This is a genomic window from Bombella sp. ESL0378 (assembly GCF_009725845.1).
Lineage (GTDB): Bacteria > Pseudomonadota > Alphaproteobacteria > Acetobacterales > Acetobacteraceae > Bombella > Bombella pollinis.
The window spans coordinates 48,382-69,059 of record NZ_WNIF01000005.1; the positions used below are offsets into that span (position 1 = coordinate 48,382).

Here is a 20,678-nt window from a genome sequence, read left to right on the forward strand (position 1 = left end):
GCCCATGGCAGGACATTCCCAATTTAAGAATATTATGCACCGTAAGGGCGCGCAGGATGCAAAGCGGGCCAAGCAATTTGCGAAGGTGATTCGCGAGATTACCGTGGCGACACGCTCTGGTATGCCAGACCCGGCTATGAATCCCCGTCTGCGTGCTGCGATCACGGCTGCGCGTGAAGTGAATATGCCAAAAGATACGGTCGAGCGGGCTATTAAGAAGGCCAGCGGTGCCGGCGGTGGTGAGGATTATGTGGCTGTACGGTACGAGGGTTATGGCCCCGCTGGTGTGGCCATCATCATCGAGGGGCTGACAGATAACCGTAATCGGACAGCCTCCGAGGTGCGTGCGGCTTTCTCTAAACATGGTGGCTCTTTGGGGGAGACAAACTCCGTCTCTTTCGGTTTCGATCATATTGGGGTGATTACCTATCCGCTGGAAGCAGCCTCCGAAGATGATATGCTAGAAGCCGCTATTGAAGCTGGTGCGGATAATGTAGAGACCACGGAAGATGGTCATGAAATTATCACCGAGATGGAAGCTCTGATGAGCGTGCGTGATGCGCTGGAGGGCCGTTTTGGGGAGCCGCGCTCGGCAAAGCTGGATTGGCGTCCCCAAACGACCGTGACTTTGGATGAAGACCAAGCGCGTTCTGTCCTCAAGCTGATTGATGTGCTGGAGGAGAATGACGATGTCCAAGCCGTTTATGCCAATTTTGACCTCCCTGATGAGGTTGCTGAGGCTCTCGCAGCTTGATTCGTCTGATAGGGATTGACCCCGGCCTACGCTTTATGGGCTGGGGTGTGGTGGATGTGGAGGGCAATCGCCTCCGGCATGTGGCTGATGGTGTATTAGCCACGCAGTCCGGTGATGATGTCCCCCGCCGCCTTTGTGACCTGCATGAGGGTTTGGTGACCCTCATCCGCCGTTATCAGCCAAGTGAGGCCGCGGTGGAGGAAACTTACGTGAATCGCAATGGCTCCTCGACATTAAAGCTCGGCTATGCGCGTGGTGTGGCGTTGTTAGTGCCTGCTCTTGCGGGGTTAAGTGTGCATGAATATGGCGCGATGGCGGTTAAACGTGCTGTTGTTGGGACGGGTGCTGCCACCAAGGAGCAAGTGAGCATGATGGTGCGCCGTCTCTTGCCGGGGGCGGAGATAAAACGTGCTGATGCCTCCGATGCGCTTGCGATTGCGATTTGCCATGCTCATCATCGGGCGAGTGCCCAGCATGTCGCAATGGGGGTGCGCATGGCATGATAGGACAGCTTACCGGCCTCGTCTCGCATATAGAGGGGGATCATTGCCTGATTGATGTGCACGGGGTGGGGTATGTGGTGTCGGCCTCTACCCATACATTAGGGCAGTTGCCACGCCCGCCAGAGGTTGCGCGCCTGTTGGTGGAGACAATTGTGCGGGAAGATGCCATCCAGCTTTTCGGCTTTGCTGATGCGGATGAGCAAGCGTGGTTTCGCCTTCTTACGACTGTTCAAGGCGTTGGTGTGCGCGTGGCATTGGCGATTTTATCGGCCAGTCGGCCCGCCTTATTATGGCAGGCTGTGCAGGCGGAGGATAAAGCGGTGTTTACGCAAGCAGCCGGGGTTGGGCCGCGGCTAGCAACGCGTTTATTGACGGAACTAAAAGCCAAAGTCGCCAAGATGCCCGCGCCTGCAAGCCTTAGTGGGCAGCCCCTTGCGCCGATGAGCCACGGCGGTGGTGGGGTAAGTGGGGCGCATCCTCACGGAGGGGTTGAGCAAGATGCCCTTATGGCGTTGGAGGGGTTAGGTTTTAAACGTGCTGAGGCATGGCCTATTGTTAATCGGATTATCGGGGAGACTGAGGGGGCCGGGTTGGATGTGGTGATTCGTCTTGCCTTGAAGGAGCTTGCACGATGACACCCTTTATGCCGGAGACGCCCCCCCAGCGTGCCCCAGAGACGGATGCAACACGTCAGGCGGAGGATGTGGCAGATGTTGCTTTGCGCCCTCAAAGCCTTGCTGATTTTACGGGGCAAAAAGCGAGCCGTGAGAATCTCGCTATCTTTATCGAGGCGGCGCGTAAACGTGGGGAAGCGTTGGACCATGTCCTTTTGCATGGCCCGCCGGGTTTAGGGAAAACGACCCTTGCTCAAATTGTTGCACGGGAATTGGGGGTAGGTTTCCGTGCAACATCTGGGCCTGTGATTCAACGCTCAGGCGACTTAGCCGCTATTTTGACGAATCTCCAGCCGCGCGATGTGCTGTTCATTGATGAAATCCACCGCCTTCAGCCTGCGATTGAGGAAATCCTCTATCCCGCTATGGAGGATTTTCAGCTTGACCTTGTCATAGGCGAGGGGCCAGCGGCGCGCTCGGTACGGATTGACCTTGCCCCTTTCACACTCGTTGCTGCGACAACGCGTTCTGGCTTGTTAGCTACGCCGTTGCGGGATCGTTTTGGCATTCCCTTGCGGCTCGTTTTTTATACACCGGATGAATTGCGGCAGATTGTCAGCCGTGGGGCTGCAAAGTTAGGCATGGCCCTTACAGATGAAGGCGCGGAGGAAATTGCCCGCCGCTCACGCGGGACACCGCGTATTGCTGGGCGGTTGCTGCGGCGTGTGCGTGATTTCGCGTTGGTTGCTAAAAAGGATGTGATTGACCGCCACTTAGCGGATATGGCCCTCTCTCGCTTAGAGGTGGATCGCCACGGGCTGGATGCGATGGATAGGCGGTATTTACGCCGTATTGCCGAGCATCATCGTGGTGGCCCTGTAGGGGTGGAGACCCTCGCCGCAGCATTGGCAGAAGCCCGCGATACATTAGAGGATGTTGTAGAGCCTTATTTGATTCAGGAAGGTCTCGTCTTACGGACATCGCGCGGGCGTATGTTGGGGGAGCCGGGATGGCGGTATTTGGGTTTGACCCCACCAGCAAGCTCTATAGAGCCACAAGAGCCACGGTTTTTATAAAAAGGAGAGGGTATGGCGGCCCATCATTGTCAATTTCGTGTCTATTATGAGGATACGGATGCAGGGGGCATTGTGTATCATGCGCGTTATCTTGGCTTTGCAGAGCGTGCGCGGGCAGAGGCGTTGCGCTCTTTAGGGCTATCTGTAGGCGAGATGGCCGCAGAGGATGGGATAGGCTTTGTCGTCCGGCAGTTGAATATCCGTTATCACGCCCCATTGCGGTTGGATGAGCTGTTAGAGGTGGAGACAAGCCTCCTGCATGCCAGCGGGGCGCGGTTGATGTTGCGGCAAATCATCACCAATCACAGCCGAGCGGGGCAAAAGGCCGTGGTGATTGAAGTAGAGCTAGCGTGTTTAAAACTCGCCAGCATGACCCCTTTGCGTCTGCCCGCCGTTTATCAAGCGCGGTTGGAGGGGTTAAAAGACCTGACAAAAGATTAACGATTAAAGATATTTGCTCTTTCCTCCCCTTGTGCCATTGAAAAAAGGTCATCCTACTGCAACATGAAGCAGTAGTTTTTTAATTGATGGACTATGAGATAGGAGAGCGGAGTGGATCAGGCTGTGAGTTCGAGTGCCCTGGGTGCTGCTGGGGCAGCGGGGATGTCTCCCCTTCATCTGTTCCTGAATGCTTCGTTCGTGGTGCAGCTTGTGATGGTAGGGTTGGTGCTATGTAGCATCTTCGTCTGGGCTGTGATTGTGGAGAAGTTCCTTCTTCTTCGCCGTGTGAATCAAGAAGCCAGCGCGTTTGAGGACCGTTTTTGGTCCGGTGGCTCGTTGGATGACCTCTATGATAGCGAGGGGGCACGGCCTGTTCATCCTATGGCTGCGGTATTTGGTGCGGCTATGGGGGAATGGCGGCGGTCCTCCCGTATTGCGGGGATTGATGTGATTCATGGCGGTACGTCCGAGCGGATAGACCGTGCCATTGGCATTACGATTGCCCGCGAGACGGACCGTCTGAACCGCTATGTTGTGCTGTTGGCTACGATTGGCCCGGTGGCTCCCTTTGTGGGGCTGTTTGGGACAGTCTGGGGAATTATGCACGCTTTTAGCTCTATTGCCTCAATGCATAACACGAATCTTGCCGTGGTAGCCCCGGGTATCTCTGAGGCTTTGTTTGCTACAGCGATTGGCTTGATTACCGCCATCCCTGCCTATGTGGCGTACAACCTTATCAGCCGCGCGATTGATAATTTTGGCGACCGGATGGAGGGTTTTGGTACGGAGTTTGCTGCTATCCTCTCCCGTCAGTCTGAAGAGCGTGGCGGCGGGAAGGGCTGAAGGTCATGGCGTTTTCCTTACGGAGCGGGCGGCGGACCCGGCGGAAGCCAGAATCGCATATTAATGTGACGCCGCTGGTTGATGTGATGTTGGTGTTGTTGATCATCTTCATGGTTACAGCACCGATGCTCACAAGTGGTGTGAATGTGGACCTCCCGCAGACGAGTGCTAAGCCTGTTAATGCGGATAATAAGCCTATTACCGTGTCGATTAAGAGCGATGGCAGCCTTTACCTAGGGGAAGACCCGGTGAGTGCGGAGGAGTTAGTCTCACACTTGCAGCAATTAGCGAGTAATGATTCCGGGCGGCGGATTTTTGTCCGCGCTGATGCGAAGATTGATTATGGTAAGGTGATGAGCGTCATGGGTCAGATTACCGCTGGGGGCTTTACTCATGTGGCCCTTCTTGCCCAGCAGCCACAGGGCGGGCAGTAAGGAGCTGTTTGTGAGTTTCTCCTCATCTTCACCTTTTGATGAGGCTCCACCGCCTTATCCGCGGTTGGGGCGAGAGCCTTCCAGCTTGGTGACAGGCGGGGTAGTGGTCTCGCTTTTGCTGCATGGTGGGTTGTTGGTCCTTCTACTGTGGCACCCTCAGCCATTACCACCGGAGCCGCAGCCAGAGCAGACGGTTGCTATGGTCTATGAGAGTACAGGCGGCCCTCATGCTGCGGCAAAAGCGATGCAGAAAGCCGATGTGCCTGCTCCTCCTGCGCCGGTAGAGACGAAAGCTCCCCCCGCGCCAGAGCCTGCAAAGCCACAGCCTGTTGAGCCTCCACCGCCTGCCCCGCCACCACCTCCCCCTGCTCAAGCTGAGCCGGAGCCCGCGCAGGTGGCTGCTAAGACGCCCGTGCAGCAAAAGGCTCCCGTGCAGGAGAAGGGCGAGGTGAGTGATACGCCTAAGCCTCAGCCAGTGCCCGCGCGTAAGCAGGCGCAGGTGAAGGCCCCAGAGCGTGTGGTGGAGAGGCCGCCGACTAAGGCGCAGCCCTCCCATACGGAGCAGGCGCATGAGGCGAAGAAAACGCAAGCTGATAGTCGCTCTTTGTTGGCCACGCTGGATGAGTTCCGTAGCCAAGCAAAGCAGGAGCAGCCGCCTAAAGCGCATCCTAACCCGGCACAAGGGGGGTCTCCTCACGGGGGTGGGCGTGTTGATGGTGATACGGCCGCCCTGACAAGCGGGGAGCAGAATGCCATTGGTTCTTCCGTGCAGCGTTGTTATCAAGAAGATACATTAGCGCGGAATTATCAGAGCTTCTCAGCGCGTATGATGGTCACTGTCGATGCAACAGGTGAGGCACGTATGGTGACCTTCCTGCCAGAGACGCGCGCCCGCATGGCGGCGGACCCGGCTTATCGTGTTCAGGCTGAGCGCGCGCGTGATGCGGTGTTGAGCCCTGTATGTTCCCGCTTGCCTGTACCTAAGCGACTTTTGGGGCAGGTGCGGCAGTTTCGCTTCCTTTTTAAGCCCTAAGGCTGGATTTATCTGAGGTAGGTCATGTCATTTTTTTCCGATGCTGAAGCTGGTTTTCTTCAGAAACATCTTTCCCGCCGGTCCCTTATGGGCGGGGTGGCTGCGGGGGGTGTTTTGGCTACGCCGCTGGGCCTTTTAGGGGGGCGTGCTTATGCCAGTGGTGAGGCGGCTCCGGCAGAGATTACTGTAGCCAATGCTCATCAAGCTCCTATTCCCATTGTGGTGCCTAATTTTGGGGCGGGGCTAGGGGATCAGATTTCTAGTGTGATTGCCGCAGACCTTAGCAGCACGGGGTTGTTCGAGCTATTAGGTGGTGATGTTCCCGCCTCTCGCCAGCCAGATTTTCATGCGTTGAAAGCCCGTGGCGCGCGCGTTGCTGTAGCGGGGAGCGCAACAGGGGCGGACAATGTAAGGGTCGAGATGCGCTTGTGGGATGTATTGGCAGGCCAGCAGATGACAGGCCGTGCTTATACGGCCTCTCAAAGCAACTGGCGGCGGATTGCTCACATCATCGCTGATGAGATTTACAAGCGGTTATTAGGTGAGGACGGGTATTTCGATACGCGGATTGCCTATATCGCGCGGACAGGCCCGCGGCGGCATCAAACAACCCGTCTTGCGATTATGGACCAAGATGGGGCGAACGCGCATATGCTGACCAATGGCAGCTGGTTGACGTTGGAGCCACGCTTTAGTCCAATTAGCGAGAAGCTTGCGTTCCTCTCCTATGCCAATAATCGCCCACGCGTTTATGTCTATGACCTCAATAGCGGGCAGCAGACGATTCTTGGCACATTTGAGGGTATCTCTTTTGCGCCGCGCTTCTCCCCTGATGGGCGGAGCATTATCCTCTCAGCCACAACGCGTGATGGCGGGGCGGATTTGTATCTCATTGACCTTGCTACGCAACATCGGCGTAAGCTGACAGGTACCCCAGGTGTGATTGATACCAGCCCGTGCTTTAGCCCTGATGGGCGGAGCATTGTCTTCAACTCCGATCGTGGTGGTTCACCCCAGCTTTACGTTATGAGTGCCGATGGGGGGAATGTACGGCGGATTTCTTACGGGAATGGGCATTATGGTTCCCCCGTATGGTCACCACGGGGGGATCAAATTGCCTTTACGCGCATTGGTCATGGTGGATTCTCCCTAGGGTTGATGGGCCCAGATGGTGTTGGTGAGCGGACCTTGACAGAAGGCTTCACGGTGGAGAGTCCCAGTTTTGCGCCTAATGGCCGGGCTTTGGCCTTCTGCCGTCAAAATGCCGCTGGAACGGGGGGATCTGGTTTTACCTCTACCATTGAGGTGATTGATGTTGCTGGGTTTAACGAGCATAGCATCCCCACCACAACGGGCGCGTCAGACCCGGCTTGGTCTCCTTTACGGCGGTAAGGGGTATTTCGGTTTTTCTTGTTCGCGCAGTGCGGGCGGGGGAAGGCTCCCTCATATAGGGGGAGATTATTTTGGAGGAATGGTTATGAAAATTACAAAGATTGCCGCTTTAGGCATGGTTTGCGCTTTGGCTGCATGTAGTGGTGGCCATAAAGATGATAATGGTGATGGCAATGGCCAGAACGTATCCCAACAGCAATATAATCAGGGTCCCACACCGGGCAGTGAGGGTGACCTTGTTGCCACAGCAGGGGATCGCATCTATTTCGAGCTGAATAAGAATCAGCTTGATGGCGATGCTCGCGCAACATTGGATAAACAGGCTGAGTGGTTGGCTCGTTATCCGCAGGTGAATATTCTCATCGCAGGGAATTGTGATGATCGCGGGACGGAGGAATATAATATTGCTCTGGGGCAGCGTCGTGCCAATGCGGCGCGTGAATATTTGGAGGCCAAGGGTGTTGCTCCAACACGCATCATGACCATTTCGTATGGTAAGGACCGCCCAACAGCTGATGGTGATACACCAGATGCATGGGCACAAAATCGTAACGCGATTACCTCTGTCCGCTAAGAGTAGTTAGGGGGTTGATGCCCCTTATGGGGAGAAATCGGGCCGGTTGGAGAGACCGGTCCGATTTTATATGTAATGATGGCTCATCGGTGGGGAGTTAAAGAGATTATGCGTCATTCTGCTGAGACTATGACAAGCATGACATGTGCGGTGATGCGGGGGTTAGGGGGGCTTGCCCTGCTATCTTACGCAGTAGCTTCGGTGGCATGGGCGGATGATTCCCTCTCGCGCGAGGCGATCATGAAGCAACATCAAGCTCTTGCTCAACAACATGAGCATAATGCGGATGAGGGCGGGGAAGCTCTTGATGACCTAAGCGATAGCGGTGCCAGCACTGCCGAGCCAGAGACATTGCCTTCACCCGCTCCTAGCACATCAGAGGGGCGCGAGGAGACAACCCGTGCTGCGGCGTCATCGCATCAAAGGGGCAGCAGCGACCTGGTGACCACGCTGCTTGAGCGCGTCACGGCGTTGGAAGGCCAAGTGCGGGAGATGCACGGGCAGATGGAGCAGATGAGCAATCAACTCCATCAAGATGAAGCGACAGTGAATAAGCAGCTTGGTGATATGCAATTTGCTTTGGAGAATGGCCATCATGCTGCGGCTACCCCACATGCGGCGGAGAGTCATGCGGCTCCAGCGGCAGCGGGTGATGCGCCTTCTGCTGCCTCTGCGGCGGTTGTGCCTCATAATGGGGCAGATGCCTTACAAGCGGGGCGAGCTGCTTTGAAAGCACATAATTACAAAGAGGCTGAGGAGCAGGCCCGTCAGGCTATAAAAGAGAGTAAAACGGGGTGGAGCAAAACAGAAGCTCAGTTCTTGCTCGCGCAGTCCCTAGCGGGGCAGAAAGCTTATAAAAATGCGGCTTTAACATACTATGATATTTATAGCCGTACACCGACCTCTCCCCGCGCGCCGGAATCACTGCTTGGGGTTTCGGCCTCTATGTTGGCGTTAGGCAATAAAGCGGCCTCCTGCGAGGCATTGCAGCGGTTACATAAAGAGTTCCCCAATGCATCTGCACGGGTAAAGGCGTCTGAAAAAATCTTCCGTGAGAGAGCATCTTGCCATTAAGGCGGGGGTAGGGACATCGCCCCCTCATCTCATACAGGCTGGGGAGGCAGAGCCGCTTACAGAGGTCGAGTTTCGCGCTTTGATGGCGTTGGTGGAGCCTATAGGGCCTGATGAGGCAGGGCATCCGGTTTGTATTGCGGTATCGGGCGGAGGGGATTCCATGGCCCTTGCCCTTTTAGCGCGGCGATGGCGGCGGCATGTTCTTGCGTTAGTGGTGGACCATGCGTTGCGTGAAGAGTCCGCAGCGGAGGCCCGTTTAACATGTGAGCGTTTAGTGGCGTTGGATATTCCCGCGCGGTTATTAACGTTAGGGCCGTTGGCTGCGGGGGGGCTACAGCAACGCGCGCGTGAGGGGCGTTTTGCTGCTTTGGAGGCAGCATGCGTGGACGCTGGAGCAACGGTTCTTTTGGTTGCCCATCATGAGGCTGACCAAGAAGAAACACTCTGGATGCGGCATGAGCGTGGCAGCGGTACGCGAGGGCTAGCGGGTATGGCCCATCGTGCTGCGCGTGGGCGGATTATAGTGGCACGGCCATTATTGGGGGTCAGGCCAGAGCGTTTACGCGCCACATTGCAGCAAGCTGGTGTGGCCTGGTGCGAGGACCCGTCTAATCAAAATCGCCGGTTTCGCCGTGTTCAAGTGCGGCAAGATATAACCTCAGCGCAGCGGCGTATGATGAGGGAGCTGCAACAAAAGGCGTGTATAGCCCAGCAAGAGGATGACGCATGGGTAGCGCGCTTCCTTGCTCATGGGGTGGCGTGGCAGCCAGAAGGATGGCTAAAGCTGGCTCCTTTTCTGATTCAAACAGCGCATGAGAGGCCGCATATCTTTATAGATGATGGGCTGGATGAAACGCGCTTTGCCGCTTTATGTGATGAGGTGATGGGCCGATTGATTCGGCTCATTGGGGGGCAGGATTATGCTCCTACGCGGCATGCTGTGGCTGCTTTGCGCCGTGCTGGGCATGGGGCGTTAGGGCGGGCTTGTCTTACCCCGTTAAAAGGGCAGGAGCGAGGTTGGATGTTGTACCGTGAGGCACGCAATCTTGCAGGGGCTATGCCCGCTCATACAGGGCAATGGTGGGATGGGCGATGGCGATATTACGGGCCGGAATATTCTGATGTAGTGATTGCTGCTTTAGGCATGCAGGCTACGCGATGGCGTGAGGGGCGTGATGTGCCTGCCTGCATCTTACCGAGTCTGCCGGCTTTATGGCGTGGGGAGGAGCTTGTGGCTGTGCCAGAGGCTATGCGTGGTTTGCGCTCTGATGTCCCCCGTGTGGCTTTTGTATGGGAGGGGGGAATCCCTGTTACGGGTGAGCGTGATTGGCAGAGTGGCTACGCTGAATAGAGGCTATGTAAAGATGAAATCTCTTACATAAATGCAAAAAAGAGCGTCTTTTGTCCCCTTTCTACGTTGTAAGGGGTAGGAACCGAGGCAGAAATACCTATCTTGAGGGGACTAGAGAGAGTCGTGTGGGGTGAAACTGCATGGCCTATTTAATGGGGTATGAAAATAGATGAACAACATTGGCCGTAATGTTGCGATTTGGGTGGTCATCGTTTTGGCAGCCATCGGTGTGCTGGCAGCATTCCAGCCCGGTAGTCATCAGGTGACTCAAAAAATTGCTTATTCCGATTTTGTGCATGACGTGGAAGGCCATGAGGTGCGCTCGGTGACCATTCAGGACCAGAATATCTCTGGTGTACTGACGAATGGGACAGCCTTTGAGACATACGCCCCAGAGGACCCGATGCTCGTCCCGCGTCTTACCTCTGCTGGTGTGCAGGTGACGGCTCATCCATCGCAGAGTGATGATAATTCGGGCTGGCGTTATATCATGGCGTATCTGCCGATTCTGCTTTTGCTCGGCTTAGGCTTCATGTTGTTCCGTCAGATGCAAAATGGCGGTGCCGGTGGGCGTGGGGCGATGAGTTTTGGTAAATCGCGCGCTAAGATGATGGTCGAGAAAAAGGGCCGTGTGACTTTTGCCGATGTTGCTGGGATTGAAGAAGCTAAAGAGGAACTGGTCGAGATTGTCGACTTCCTAAAGGACCCGCATAAATATACCCGGCTGGGGGGGAAGATTCCCAAAGGGGTGTTGTTGGTTGGCCCGCCCGGTACCGGTAAGACCTTGCTCGCCCGCGCCGTTGCGGGGGAGGCGAATGTGCCTTTCTTCAGCATTTCCGGCTCTGATTTTGTGGAGATGTTTGTCGGTGTTGGGGCATCGCGTGTGCGCGATATGTTCGAGCAAGGGAAGAAGAACGCCCCCTGCATTATCTTTATTGATGAGATTGACGCAGTTGGTCGCCATCGCGGCGCAGGCATGGGCGGCGGTAATGATGAGCGTGAGCAGACGCTTAATCAAATGCTCGTGGAGATGGATGGGTTTGATAGTAATGAGGGCGTTATCCTGATTGCTGCGACTAACCGCCCTGATGTTTTGGATTCTGCTCTGCTGCGTCCCGGTCGTTTTGACCGCCAAGTGGTTGTGTCGAACCCGGATGTGAGAGGGCGTGAGAAGATTCTTCAAGTCCATATGAAGAAGTTGCCGCTCTCCTCTGATGTGAATCCAAAAGTGATTGCGCGTGGGACCGTTGGCTTCTCTGGTGCGGAGCTGGCTAACCTTGTAAATGAGGCGGCATTATTTGCGGCACGTTTGGGCTTGCGGACAGTAAGCATGGCGCAATTTGATGAAGCGCATGATAAGGTACGGATGGGCGCAGAACGCCGCTCTGCCGTTATTGAGGAAGAAGAGAAGAAGATGACCGCCTATCATGAGGCGGCACACGCTTTGGCGAGTTATTATAGCCCGAGTGCTGACCCAATGCATAAAGCAACGATCATTCCGCGTGGGCAAGCTTTGGGGATGGTGCAGTCCTTGCCGGAGAAAGATAATCTTGCCTACCGGCGGCAATGGTGCCTCTCTAGGATTGTGATTTGTATGGGAGGTCGCGTTGGTGAGGAGGTTATCTTTGGGCATGATGAGGTAAGTGCCGGGGCGGCTGGTGATATTCAGTCGGCAACAGGCATTGCTCGGCAGATGGTCACACGATGGGGTATGAGCGATAAGCTGGGCATGATGGACTATGCTGATCAGGATACACTCTCTGGCATCACAGCACGGGAGGTGGATCAGGAGGTCCGCAAAATCCTGGATGAGGCCTATGCTACATGCCGCCATATCATTCTGACCCATATGGAGGCGTTTCACCGTGTTGCGCAGGCCTTGTTGGAGTATGAAACTCTAACAGGTGAGGAGATTGGTCGTCTCATCCGTGGGGAGTCTTTAGGCCGTACTGATGAGGAGAATCAGTCCTTCCATGGGCGTAGGCCTTCTGTGCCCTCATTTATTCAAGGGGTGAGTGCTTCTGTTGGGGATGATGGGCCGGTAGCTCCACAACCGGCTTAACGATTCCTTTTAAAAAAGAGGGTTAAGAGCAGGCGTATGGCGGAGGTCATGCGCCTGTTTTGTTAGGGGAAGGCCTTGCGTCCTAAAAGGGAGGCTGGCATCACAGCGGCGATGGGTGTTTTAGTCGATAAAGGGGAAGGGCATGGCAGGTAAACGGACGTTTTTCGGCACGGATGGTATTCGCGGTACGGCGAATATGGCCCCCATGACGGTAGATATCGCCCAGACCCTAGGCCAAGCGGCTGGCTTGTATTTTTGCCGCCAGAGTGAGACAGGCCGCCAACATCGCCATACGATTATTGTGGGGAAGGATACGCGTCTTTCTGGCTATATGATCGAATGTGCTTTGGTCTCTGGCTTTTTATCTGCCGGGGTGGATGTCGTGCTGTTAGGGCCTTTACCTACGCCAGCCGTTGCGTTTTTAACGCGGTCTTTGCGAGCGGATTTAGGCGTGATGATTTCTGCCTCGCATAACCCGTTTACGGATAATGGCATTAAACTTTTTGGCCCTGATGGCTTTAAGCTCTCCGATGCTGTCGAGGCAGAGATTGAAGCTCTGATGGCGGAGGATTTAAGTGGGCAGCTCGCCTCTCCTGCGGCGATTGGTCGTGCCTCTCGGCTGAATGACGCCGCAGGGCGTTATATTGAGAGTGTGAAATCATCCTTCCCCCGTGGGCTACGGTTGGATGGGTTGAAGATTGTTTTGGATTGCGCTCATGGCTCAGCTTATCGTGTGGCTCCGGTCGCTTTGTGGGAGTTGGGGGCAGAGGTCATTACTTTGGGGGCCTCCCCTGACGGGCTGAATATTAATGATGGCGTTGGCTCCACCCATCCAGAAGCCCTATGTGCTGCGGTGCGTGAGCATAAGGCTGATTGCGGCATTGCGTTAGATGGTGATGCAGACCGCGTGTTGATTGTAAATGAGCGCGGCGAGATAGTGGACGGAGACCAGATTTTGGCTCTGATTGCGACCTTATGGCAGCGGTTAGGCTGCTTAAAAGGGACTGAAATTGTCGCAACAGTGATGTCCAATATGGGGCTAGAGGCTTACCTTGCCACGCAAGGTTTAAGCTTATACCGCACTGCGGTGGGGGACCGTTATGTTGTGGAGCGGATGCGTCAAACAGGGGGGAATCTAGGGGGGGAGCAGTCTGGCCATATGGTGTTGTCTGATTATGCGACAACGGGCGATGGGCTGTTAGCGGCCTTGCAAGTGCTGGCGGCGTTGGTCGAGACGGGTAAAAAAGCGAGTGAACTTTGTCAGTTATTTACCCCTTATCCGCAGCGTTTACAGAATGTGCCGTATCAGGAGGTGAACCCGATGACGCATCCTGATTTAAAAGAGATTGTGCAATGGGCGGAGGAGCAGCTTGCTGGAAAGGGGCGGCTTCTTTTGCGGGCGAGTGGGACAGAGCCTTTAATTCGCGTTATGGTCGAGGCGCAGGATAAGGCGTTGGTTGATATGGTTGTAGAGCGTGTAAGTGCGTATATTCGTACATTAACAACAGCTTAGGGTAAAAAAGAGGGGACATTCTGTAACAAGAATGTCCCCCTTGGGAGTAGTGAAGCGTCAAGGCTGGTTAGCCAGCATGACAGAGGTCAGCGACATTATTGCTATGGCCCACTGTTTGCGGTGCCGTAGCTGTGAGGGTTGGTGTTGGGGTGGCTGTTGTTGTGGGGTCTTGCAGAATATACCCACGGCCCCAGACAGTGATAATCATATGGCCCACACCAAACCGCTGTAATTTACGGCGGAGCTTGCAAATAAAGACATCAATAATCTTCATTTCTGGCTCATCAATGCCGCCATAAAGATGGTTTAGGAACATATCTTTAGTAAGCACAGCCCCTTTACGGAGGAGGAGAAGCTCTAAGATGGAGTATTCCTTGCTGGTAAGGTTGAGGAATTGGCCATTCACACTTACCATACGTCCCTCAAGGTCAAGCTCCAGCGGCCCAGCGGTGAGGCGTGGCTCTGGCACTCCATAGGCACGGCGTGTTAAAGCTTGGATGCGCGCTTGGGTCTCGCTCATATCAAAAGGCTTGGTGACGTAGTCATCTGCCCCAGCAGAGAAAGCGGCAACCTTCGTTTTAGCATCTGCATGGGATGAGAGAACCATGATGGGGGTCGTCAGCCGGGACCGCCGCAACTGGCGAATCAATTCCTCACCGGACTGGTCTGGTAAGTCCAAAGCGGTGATGAAAAGATCGTATTGGTAATGTTTGAACATGTCGAGAGCTTCATTAGCTGATTTGACATGCTCAACCTGATAAGAGAACCGTTCCAGCACGGTAATGAGCTGTTCTACAGCGATGCTGTCACTTTCAGCGATAAGAATACGCATAATTCAAACTCCCTTAGACTGGTTGTAGTATGGGGAGTTTATTGCCAATAATGCAACCCTAGATTGTTTAATGAGGGTATCACACAACTAAAAGTATAGGTTTTACGAAAGCTTGTTGCTAGCTCGTTTCGAGCAAAAGTGATGTTCAATCACGATAATTTTACATTTTCCCCTAAAGTAAGGGGAAAGTATCTTCAACAGTTATTTAAACCTTAAATGATGTATATCGGATATAAATTTTTTTGTATCTGTTTTAAATCAAATATTTAACATTCATTAATAAAAGAATTATCTAATTTAATTTTTAAATTAACGTAAAATTATTATATCGTGAACATAATTAACGGGTATGCTTATTATTTTGTGTCTATTTATTGGATTTTTCAATTACTTGTAAGTCAATTTAATGCCATCTTTTCGCCATAAATAGCCCATTATCAGGGGAGTGAATGAAGACGAATCGCATTTTCGTGAAGTCGCTTTAAGCCTGCCCGACATTATTATGCGTTATCGCCAATATATGAGTGATGTGTTCGACCGTTCCAATCAAGGCGCAGGCAACGGGATGGGTTTTATCAGCAACAAAGACAAGGCGTGTCTGGGCGGAGCTTGGGAAAAGGTCCGTTTGGAGGGTAAAGACGGTGGCGTCCTCTTTATGTTGTTGCTCGGCCTCTTTGGCGGCTTCACTGAGGAGGCGAGCGCAAATACGCTCTAAGGCAGGGAGGAGGCGCGCTGCAATCTGTGCCTCTGTTTCCTCTGGCGTGGTTTTATGGTGCGCTATTAGCTCCTCCCACCCTGCGCGGGTGAGAAAGCAGGGGATGCTTCCTTCTGGTGTCTCTCGCTCAGCACGGAGGATGAGACCGTTTTGAGCGAGGGAGAGGACATCCAACTTAGGTAGATGGGCAGGGTCGAGCGTAATGGCCATGGGCGTTTATCCTGCTTGACGTTACACCCATTCCCCTGCACGCATGAGAGGAACGCGCTGGCCGTCTTTCACACCGTCAATATCAATCTTGCCAGAGCCAATCATCCAATCAATATGAATCATGGAGTGATTGGCCCCACGGGCGATGAGCTCATCTTCGCTCAAGCCTTCAGGGTCGATCATACATTTTGTGTAGGCTTGGCCGAGGGCTATATGGCACGCGGCATTTTCATCAAAAAGGGTGTTTTGGTAGAGAATACCGCTTTGGGAAATTGGTGAGGAATGAGGCACAAGGGCCACCTCCCCAATGCGGCGCGCACCTTCATCACTCTCCAAAATCCGTTGGAGGACATCTTCGCCCTTTTGAGCATGGGCCTCCACGATGCGGCCTTTCTCAAACCGGACCTGAATCCCATCAATGAGGGACCCTTGATGAAACAGCGGCTTCGTGCTGGAGACGGTACCTTCTACCCGCGCACAATGGGGAGTCGTAAAGACTTCCTCCGTTGGGATATTAGGGTTGCAGACCACACCATTGCCCGCAGCTTCTGCCCCACCTGTCCAGAGGTGCCCATCTGCGAGGCCAACGGTAAGGTCCGTCCCCGGCCCGGTGAAGTGCAAGGCATCAAACCGAGCGTCATTGAGCATAGCAGCGCGGGCATGGAGGGTTTTATTATGCTCTGCCCAAGCCGCTACAGGGTCTGCAACATCCACGCGGGAGGCATGGAAGATGCCTTTCCATAAGGCAGCGAGGGCTTCATCCTCTGGGAGATGGGGGAAGACCTGCTGCGCCCAAGCGGGGGTAGCACAGGCGATGATGTTCCAATTAATATCAAAGCTTGTGATAAGCTCCATCGCGGGGCGATGAGCAGCGGAGCTTGCCCGGCTCGCACGGGAGATATGCTCGGGGTTTTGCCCCTTTAGAAGGGTGGGGTTGCCCCCGGTGATGGCCATGCGGGCTGCGCCATTGCGGAAGGCTTCAGCCATGCCATTGGCCAGCCAGCCTGCAGCTGTATCAAAGCTCTCCTCACGGGCGTGGTGGAAACGGGCCAGAGTGGTTTCATCATCCTGATACAGCGTTGTGACGAGTGAGGCCCCTGCTTTATAAGCATGGGTGGTGATGCGCCGGATAAGCGGGACGGCTTCCAGCCCTGCGGTAATAATAAGCTGCTGGCCGGGTGTAATATTTAACCCCGTGCGGACGGCAACTTCTGCTAGACGGTCTAAAAGCTGGTCATGGGTGAAAGAAGATGTAGGCATCGTCATATAATCCTTTGGAGAGGCTGCATGGGGGCGTTTAGCGGGGGAGTATGTCATCAAGTGCGGTGAGGAGGCTATCCATCTCCTCATCTGTGCCGATGGTGATGCGTAACCAATCGCTGATGCGTGGGCTATCACCTTGATGGCGGACAATGATGGCGCGTTCCCGCAAGGCGGTGAAGATATGCGCCGCAGAGCAAGAGGGATGATGGACTAAAATAAAATTAGCCGTGGAGGGGAGGACTTCCATCCCACGCTTTTGCAAAGCCGTGATAATGCGCTCGCGCGTGGTGATGATGCGGGCTGTTGTTTGTTTAAGCCATGCCTCATCACGGATGGAGGCTTCCGCCCCTACTTGGGCAGGGCGGGAGAGAGGGTAGGAGTTGAAGCTATCCTTCACGCGTGTCAGCCCTTCAATTAAGGGGGGCGAGCCAATGGCGTATCCTACGCGCAGCCCTGCTAATCCTGATGATTTGGAGAAGGTGCGAATGACAAGAAGATTGGGATAGCGGTCGATTAAGCTGATAGCACTCTCCCCACCGAAATCCACATAGGCTTCATCAATCACCACAACCTGTTCCGAGACGCGTTGGAGAAGTGATTCAATGGCCGGTAAAGGCAGGCTGATGCCTGTATTGGCATTAGGGTTAGCAATGATGATGCCCCCCGTAGGCCCTTCATAATCTTCTGGCGCGATGGTGAAATCATCGCGTAGTGGGATGGTACGGTATGTTAGCCCAAATAATTGGCAATAGATGGGGTAGAAGCCATATGTCACATCGCTGAAGAGGACAGGGGCATCATCTTGGAATAAGGCGCGGAATGTGTGAGCGAGGACCTCATCAGACCCATTGCCGACAAAAACACACTCAACGGGGACATTTGCTTGCACGGCAATGGCTGTACGCAGGGCTAGGGCGGTAGGGTCTGGGTACAAGCGCAGCGTGTCATCAGCACTGGCTTTGATAGCCTCTAGCGCGCGCGGAGAAGGGCCGTAGGGGGATTCGTTGGTATTGAGCTTAACCAGCTTTGCCATGCGTGGCTGCTCGCCGGGGATATAGGGCTTGAGGGTATGGACTCGTTGGTTCCAAAAGCGGCTCATGGGTTTGGTGCCTTTGCTTCAAAGAGGCTGCCAAGACCTTGACGATGGGCAAGGTCGCGTGCGGAGAGGCCCTCAGCATCGCGGAGGTCTGGGTTGGCCCCATGGTCTAGCAAGAAGCGCGCCATTGCTTGCCGCCCAAACATGATGGCGAACATAAGAGGTGTCCGCCCTGCATGATTAGGATGATCCACCTTCGCCCCATGCTCTAAGAGGAGGCGGGCAATGGGTTCAAAGCCTTTAAAGGCCACACCGGAGAGGGCGGTTGCCCCTTTTGCATCCACGCCATTAGGGTCGGCCCCGCGCTCTAGCAGCAAACGCGCGGTATCGAGCTGCTCATTATAGGTTGCGACAATGAGGGGCGTATAACCTTGGTTGTTGGTGCAATCTGCGGGCATCCCAGCGTCCAGAAATTGCGTAACAAGGTCAGTCTCCCCATTACGGGCAGCATCAATAAAGAGCGTGGTAATTTGCTCTGGGGTGAAGGACATAGTGGGTTGGGACATGGGCAGGGTGCTTTTTAAAAAAGGAGAACAGACTGATTAACAAGTATATCTACTCTCTTGCGTGTGAGCGGTAAGGTCAAGAGGGGGAGACGGTGCGGCAGGTATGTGCAGGGAGGGGCGATAATGGTCACTCTGCCGTTATGAGGATGAAATTATAGGGAAAATTAACCTTATTTGCGTGTTAGGCATTGCGTTCTTTTGCCGTATAAGGCCAGTTGTAGAATGTCTGGACTGTCATTTGGCTGTGTTAAGGGGCACAGGGCTGATGGCAGGCGACCGGACGATGTTTTGACTTAAGGACGTTAGATCAGTGAATAGTATGCTGTCTCAACTTGGCATAGACACGATCCGCACATTGGTGATGGATGGTGTAGAGCGCGCAACATCCGGCCATCCGGGTACCGCAATGGCTCTGGCTCCGGCTATGTATGCTTATTGGCAGTTTACAATGTATTATAATCCGGCTGATCCCTTTTGGCCGGGGCGGGATCGATTTATCCTCTCAGGAGGGCACGCCTCCATCCTGCTTTATGCGACTATTTTCCTCGCTGGTGTGAAGGATATAGAGGACGGAAAGGTCGTGGACCGTCCCGCGCTTACCTTGGAGGATTTAAAGAACTTTCGCCGGTTTGAGGCGCGCACGCCGGGCCACCCAGAATATGGCCTCACCGCAGGGGTGGAGATGACCACAGGGCCTTTAGGCCAAGGGTGCAGTAGTGCCGTAGGTATGGCGATGGCCGAGCGGTGGTTGGCAACGCGTTATGGCAGGCCGGGGTTTGATTTGTTTGGCTATCACATCACAGCCTTTTGTGGCGATGGTGATGTGATGGAGGGGGTAGCCAGTGAGGCGGCCTCTTTTGCAGGGCATCTCAAATTAGGCAATCTGACATGGGTGTATGATAGCAATCGCATCTCGATTGAAGGCTCTACAGATGTGACCTTCACTGAAGATGTTGCTGCACGTTTTGCCGCTTATGGCTGGCAGGTCCTGGAAGTTGAGGATGGGAATGACGTCCCCGCTATTTGCGCGGCTCTCAAGCAAGGGCGGGAGGAGACGGACCGCCCGACTTTGATTATCCTGAATACCATCATCGGCTATGGCGCACCGGGCAAAGCCGGGACGGCCTCGGCCCATGGTGAGCCGCTGGGTATGGAGGCCCTTATAGGGGCTAAGAAGGCCTATGGTTGGCCGCATGATGCCCCACATTTTACCGTCCCGGATGGAATAAGGGAGCATTTTGAGGCCCTCTCTGGCAAGCGCGGGGCGGAAGCGCAAGCGCGGTGGGAGGAGCAATTTGCGGCTTATTGTGTGCAATATCCGCAAGAAGGGCGGGAGTTAAAGCATATTTTCGCTGGCACGCTCCCAGAAGGGTGGGAGCATAACTTCCCCCATTATCCCACAGATGCAAAGGGGATTGCCTCGCGCCAAAGTTCTGGTGAGGTGCTCAATGTCATGGCAACTCATGTGCCGTGGCTTATGGGGGGAGCGGCGGACCTTGCCCCTTCGACACGGACCCTGATTAAAGGGGAATTCTCTTTGCAGGCACCCTCTAACCAAGGGGAAGGCAGCGGGCATTATGGTGGGCGTAATGTTCATTTTGGTGTGCGTGAACATGCCATGGCAGCCATTTGTAACGGGCTGGCTTTAAGTGGGCTGCGGCCTTTCTGCGCTGGGTTTGTAATTTTCTCGGATTACATGAAGCCTGCGATGCGTCTTGCCGCGTTGATGCACCTGCCTGTGATTTATGTGCTGACACATGACTCCATCGGCGTGGGGGAGGATGGGCCAACGCACCAGCCTATCGAGCAATTTGCCCAGTTCCGCTCCATGCCGGGGCTTACATTGTTGCGCCCTGCTGATGCTAATGAGGTGGTAGAGAGCTGGCGTGTTGCGATGGGCCATCGCTCTGGGCCGGTGGCTCTTGCTCTTACGCGCCAGAATCTCCCCACATTGGACCGTAGCCGCTATGCCTCTGCCGCTGGTGTGGCGCGTGGGGGGTATGTTTTGGCAGATTGTGAAGGCACGCCAGAGATTTTGCTGTTAGCATCAGGCTCTGAGGTCTCTTTGGTGGTAGAAGTGTATGAGCGTCTCTCTGCTGAGGGGGTTAAGGCGCGCGTGGTGTCTATGCCGAGTTTCGATCTGTTCGATGCGCAAGAGAAAGCCTATCGTGATGCTGTATTGCCATCTGCGGTGCGCTTGCGGGTCGGGGTCGAGATGGCGTCATCCTTTGGGTGGGACCGCTATATCGGTCTAGATGGTGTCGTTATCGCGATGAATCGCTTTGGCGAATCTGGTGCTGCGGCGGAATTGATGGAGAAGTTCGGCTTTACGGTAGAGGCTGTGTACACACAAGCACGCCGTTTGTTGAGCCAACAAACGGCTTGATGGAGG

20 protein-coding genes are annotated in these 20,678 nt (G+C 54.5%); 15 read left to right on the top strand and 5 right to left on the bottom strand.

Translation table 11 applies throughout. The annotated features are described in order from the left end of the window. Positions 1-4 precede the first annotated feature (4 nt). The 14 genes from GM556_RS01855 to glmM all read left to right on the top strand — a co-directional run bounded on the left by GM556_RS01855 (position 5) and on the right by glmM (position 13,664). On the top strand, positions 5-754 hold the full coding sequence (locus tag GM556_RS01855) for a YebC/PmpR family DNA-binding transcriptional regulator (protein WP_099026216.1): 750 nt from the start codon (positions 5-7) through the stop codon (positions 752-754). After that, entirely contained in the window at positions 751-1,257 is a 507-nt protein-coding gene (ruvC, locus tag GM556_RS01860; protein WP_155572841.1) for a crossover junction endodeoxyribonuclease RuvC, read from the top strand. Before GM556_RS01855 ends, ruvC begins: the two co-directional genes overlap by 4 nt. Continuing rightward, entirely contained in the window at positions 1,254-1,892 is a 639-nt protein-coding gene (gene ruvA, locus GM556_RS01865) for a Holliday junction branch migration protein RuvA (protein WP_155572842.1), read from the top strand. Before ruvC ends, ruvA begins: the two co-directional genes overlap by 4 nt. Further along, positions 1,889-2,947: a Holliday junction branch migration DNA helicase RuvB gene (gene ruvB, locus GM556_RS01870; protein ID WP_370513569.1), complete on the top strand. Its 1,059-nt coding sequence runs from the start codon at positions 1,889-1,891 to the stop codon at positions 2,945-2,947. Before ruvA ends, ruvB begins: the two co-directional genes overlap by 4 nt. Positions 2,948-2,959: 12 nt before the next feature. Continuing rightward, positions 2,960-3,388 carry a YbgC/FadM family acyl-CoA thioesterase gene (locus GM556_RS01875; protein WP_099026213.1) on the top strand — a complete coding sequence of 143 codons (429 nt, stop codon included), beginning with the start codon at positions 2,960-2,962 and terminating at the stop codon, positions 3,386-3,388. A 111-nt stretch (positions 3,389-3,499) separates the two neighbouring features. Beyond that, on the top strand, positions 3,500-4,231 hold the full coding sequence (tolQ, locus tag GM556_RS01880; protein WP_266137563.1) for a protein TolQ: 732 nt from the start codon (positions 3,500-3,502) through the stop codon (positions 4,229-4,231). A 5-nt stretch (positions 4,232-4,236) separates the two neighbouring features. Further along, positions 4,237-4,665 carry a protein TolR gene (gene tolR / locus GM556_RS01885; protein ID WP_099026211.1) on the top strand — a complete coding sequence of 143 codons (429 nt, stop codon included), beginning with the start codon at positions 4,237-4,239 and terminating at the stop codon, positions 4,663-4,665. A 64-nt stretch (positions 4,666-4,729) separates the two neighbouring features. Beyond that, entirely contained in the window at positions 4,730-5,698 is a 969-nt protein-coding gene (locus tag GM556_RS01890; RefSeq protein WP_155573471.1) for an energy transducer TonB, read from the top strand. Between the two features lie 24 nt (positions 5,699-5,722). Further along, positions 5,723-7,090: a Tol-Pal system beta propeller repeat protein TolB gene (gene tolB / locus GM556_RS01895; RefSeq protein WP_155572843.1), complete on the top strand. Its 1,368-nt coding sequence runs from the start codon at positions 5,723-5,725 to the stop codon at positions 7,088-7,090. Positions 7,091-7,175: 85 nt separating this feature from the next. Then, positions 7,176-7,664, top strand: coding sequence for a peptidoglycan-associated lipoprotein Pal (gene pal, locus GM556_RS01900; protein WP_155572844.1), 489 nt, complete (start codon positions 7,176-7,178; stop codon positions 7,662-7,664). Positions 7,665-7,772: 108 nt separating this feature from the next. Next, the gene (locus tag GM556_RS01905; RefSeq protein ID WP_155579107.1) at positions 7,773-8,738 is read left to right on the top strand and encodes a tol-pal system YbgF family protein; all 966 of its coding nucleotides are present in this window, start codon (positions 7,773-7,775) and stop codon (positions 8,736-8,738) included. Then, a complete protein-coding gene (gene tilS / locus GM556_RS01910; RefSeq protein ID WP_370513570.1) occupies positions 8,716-10,089 on the top strand; it encodes a tRNA lysidine(34) synthetase TilS in 1,374 nt (457 codons plus the stop codon). Before GM556_RS01905 ends, tilS begins: the two co-directional genes overlap by 23 nt. Before the next feature lie 169 nt (positions 10,090-10,258). Further along, on the top strand, positions 10,259-12,151 hold the full coding sequence (gene ftsH / locus GM556_RS01915) for an ATP-dependent zinc metalloprotease FtsH (protein ID WP_155579108.1): 1,893 nt from the start codon (positions 10,259-10,261) through the stop codon (positions 12,149-12,151). Positions 12,152-12,293: 142 nt separating this feature from the next. Continuing rightward, positions 12,294-13,664, top strand: a complete 1,371-nt coding sequence (glmM, locus tag GM556_RS01920) for a phosphoglucosamine mutase (protein ID WP_155579109.1) — start codon at positions 12,294-12,296, stop codon at positions 13,662-13,664. Positions 13,665-13,731: 67 nt separating this feature from the next. On the opposite strand, the gene GM556_RS01925 is transcribed toward glmM, so the two are convergent. The 5 genes from GM556_RS01925 to GM556_RS01945 form a co-directional block, all read right to left on the bottom strand. Further along, a complete protein-coding gene (locus GM556_RS01925) occupies positions 13,732-14,496 on the bottom strand; it encodes a response regulator transcription factor (RefSeq protein ID WP_155572847.1) in 765 nt (254 codons plus the stop codon). Positions 14,497-14,977: 481 nt separating this feature from the next. After that, positions 14,978-15,421, bottom strand: a complete 444-nt coding sequence (locus GM556_RS01930) for a hypothetical protein (protein ID WP_155572848.1) — start codon at positions 15,419-15,421, stop codon at positions 14,978-14,980. A 21-nt stretch (positions 15,422-15,442) separates the two neighbouring features. After that, positions 15,443-16,681, bottom strand: coding sequence for an aminopeptidase (locus GM556_RS01935; RefSeq protein WP_155579110.1), 1,239 nt, complete (start codon positions 16,679-16,681; stop codon positions 15,443-15,445). 37 nt (positions 16,682-16,718) lie between these two features. After that, positions 16,719-17,783, bottom strand: coding sequence for a histidinol-phosphate transaminase (gene hisC, locus GM556_RS01940; RefSeq protein WP_155579111.1), 1,065 nt, complete (start codon positions 17,781-17,783; stop codon positions 16,719-16,721). Further along, complete coding sequence (locus GM556_RS01945) at positions 17,780-18,286, bottom strand: ankyrin repeat domain-containing protein (protein WP_155579112.1); 507 nt, start codon at positions 18,284-18,286, stop codon at positions 17,780-17,782. Before GM556_RS01945 ends, hisC begins: the two co-directional genes overlap by 4 nt. 319 nt (positions 18,287-18,605) lie before the next feature. Between GM556_RS01945 and tkt the strand changes: the two genes are divergently transcribed. Next, entirely contained in the window at positions 18,606-20,672 is a 2,067-nt protein-coding gene (gene tkt / locus GM556_RS01950; RefSeq protein WP_155579113.1) for a transketolase, read from the top strand. The last annotated feature ends 6 nt before the right edge of the window (positions 20,673-20,678 follow it).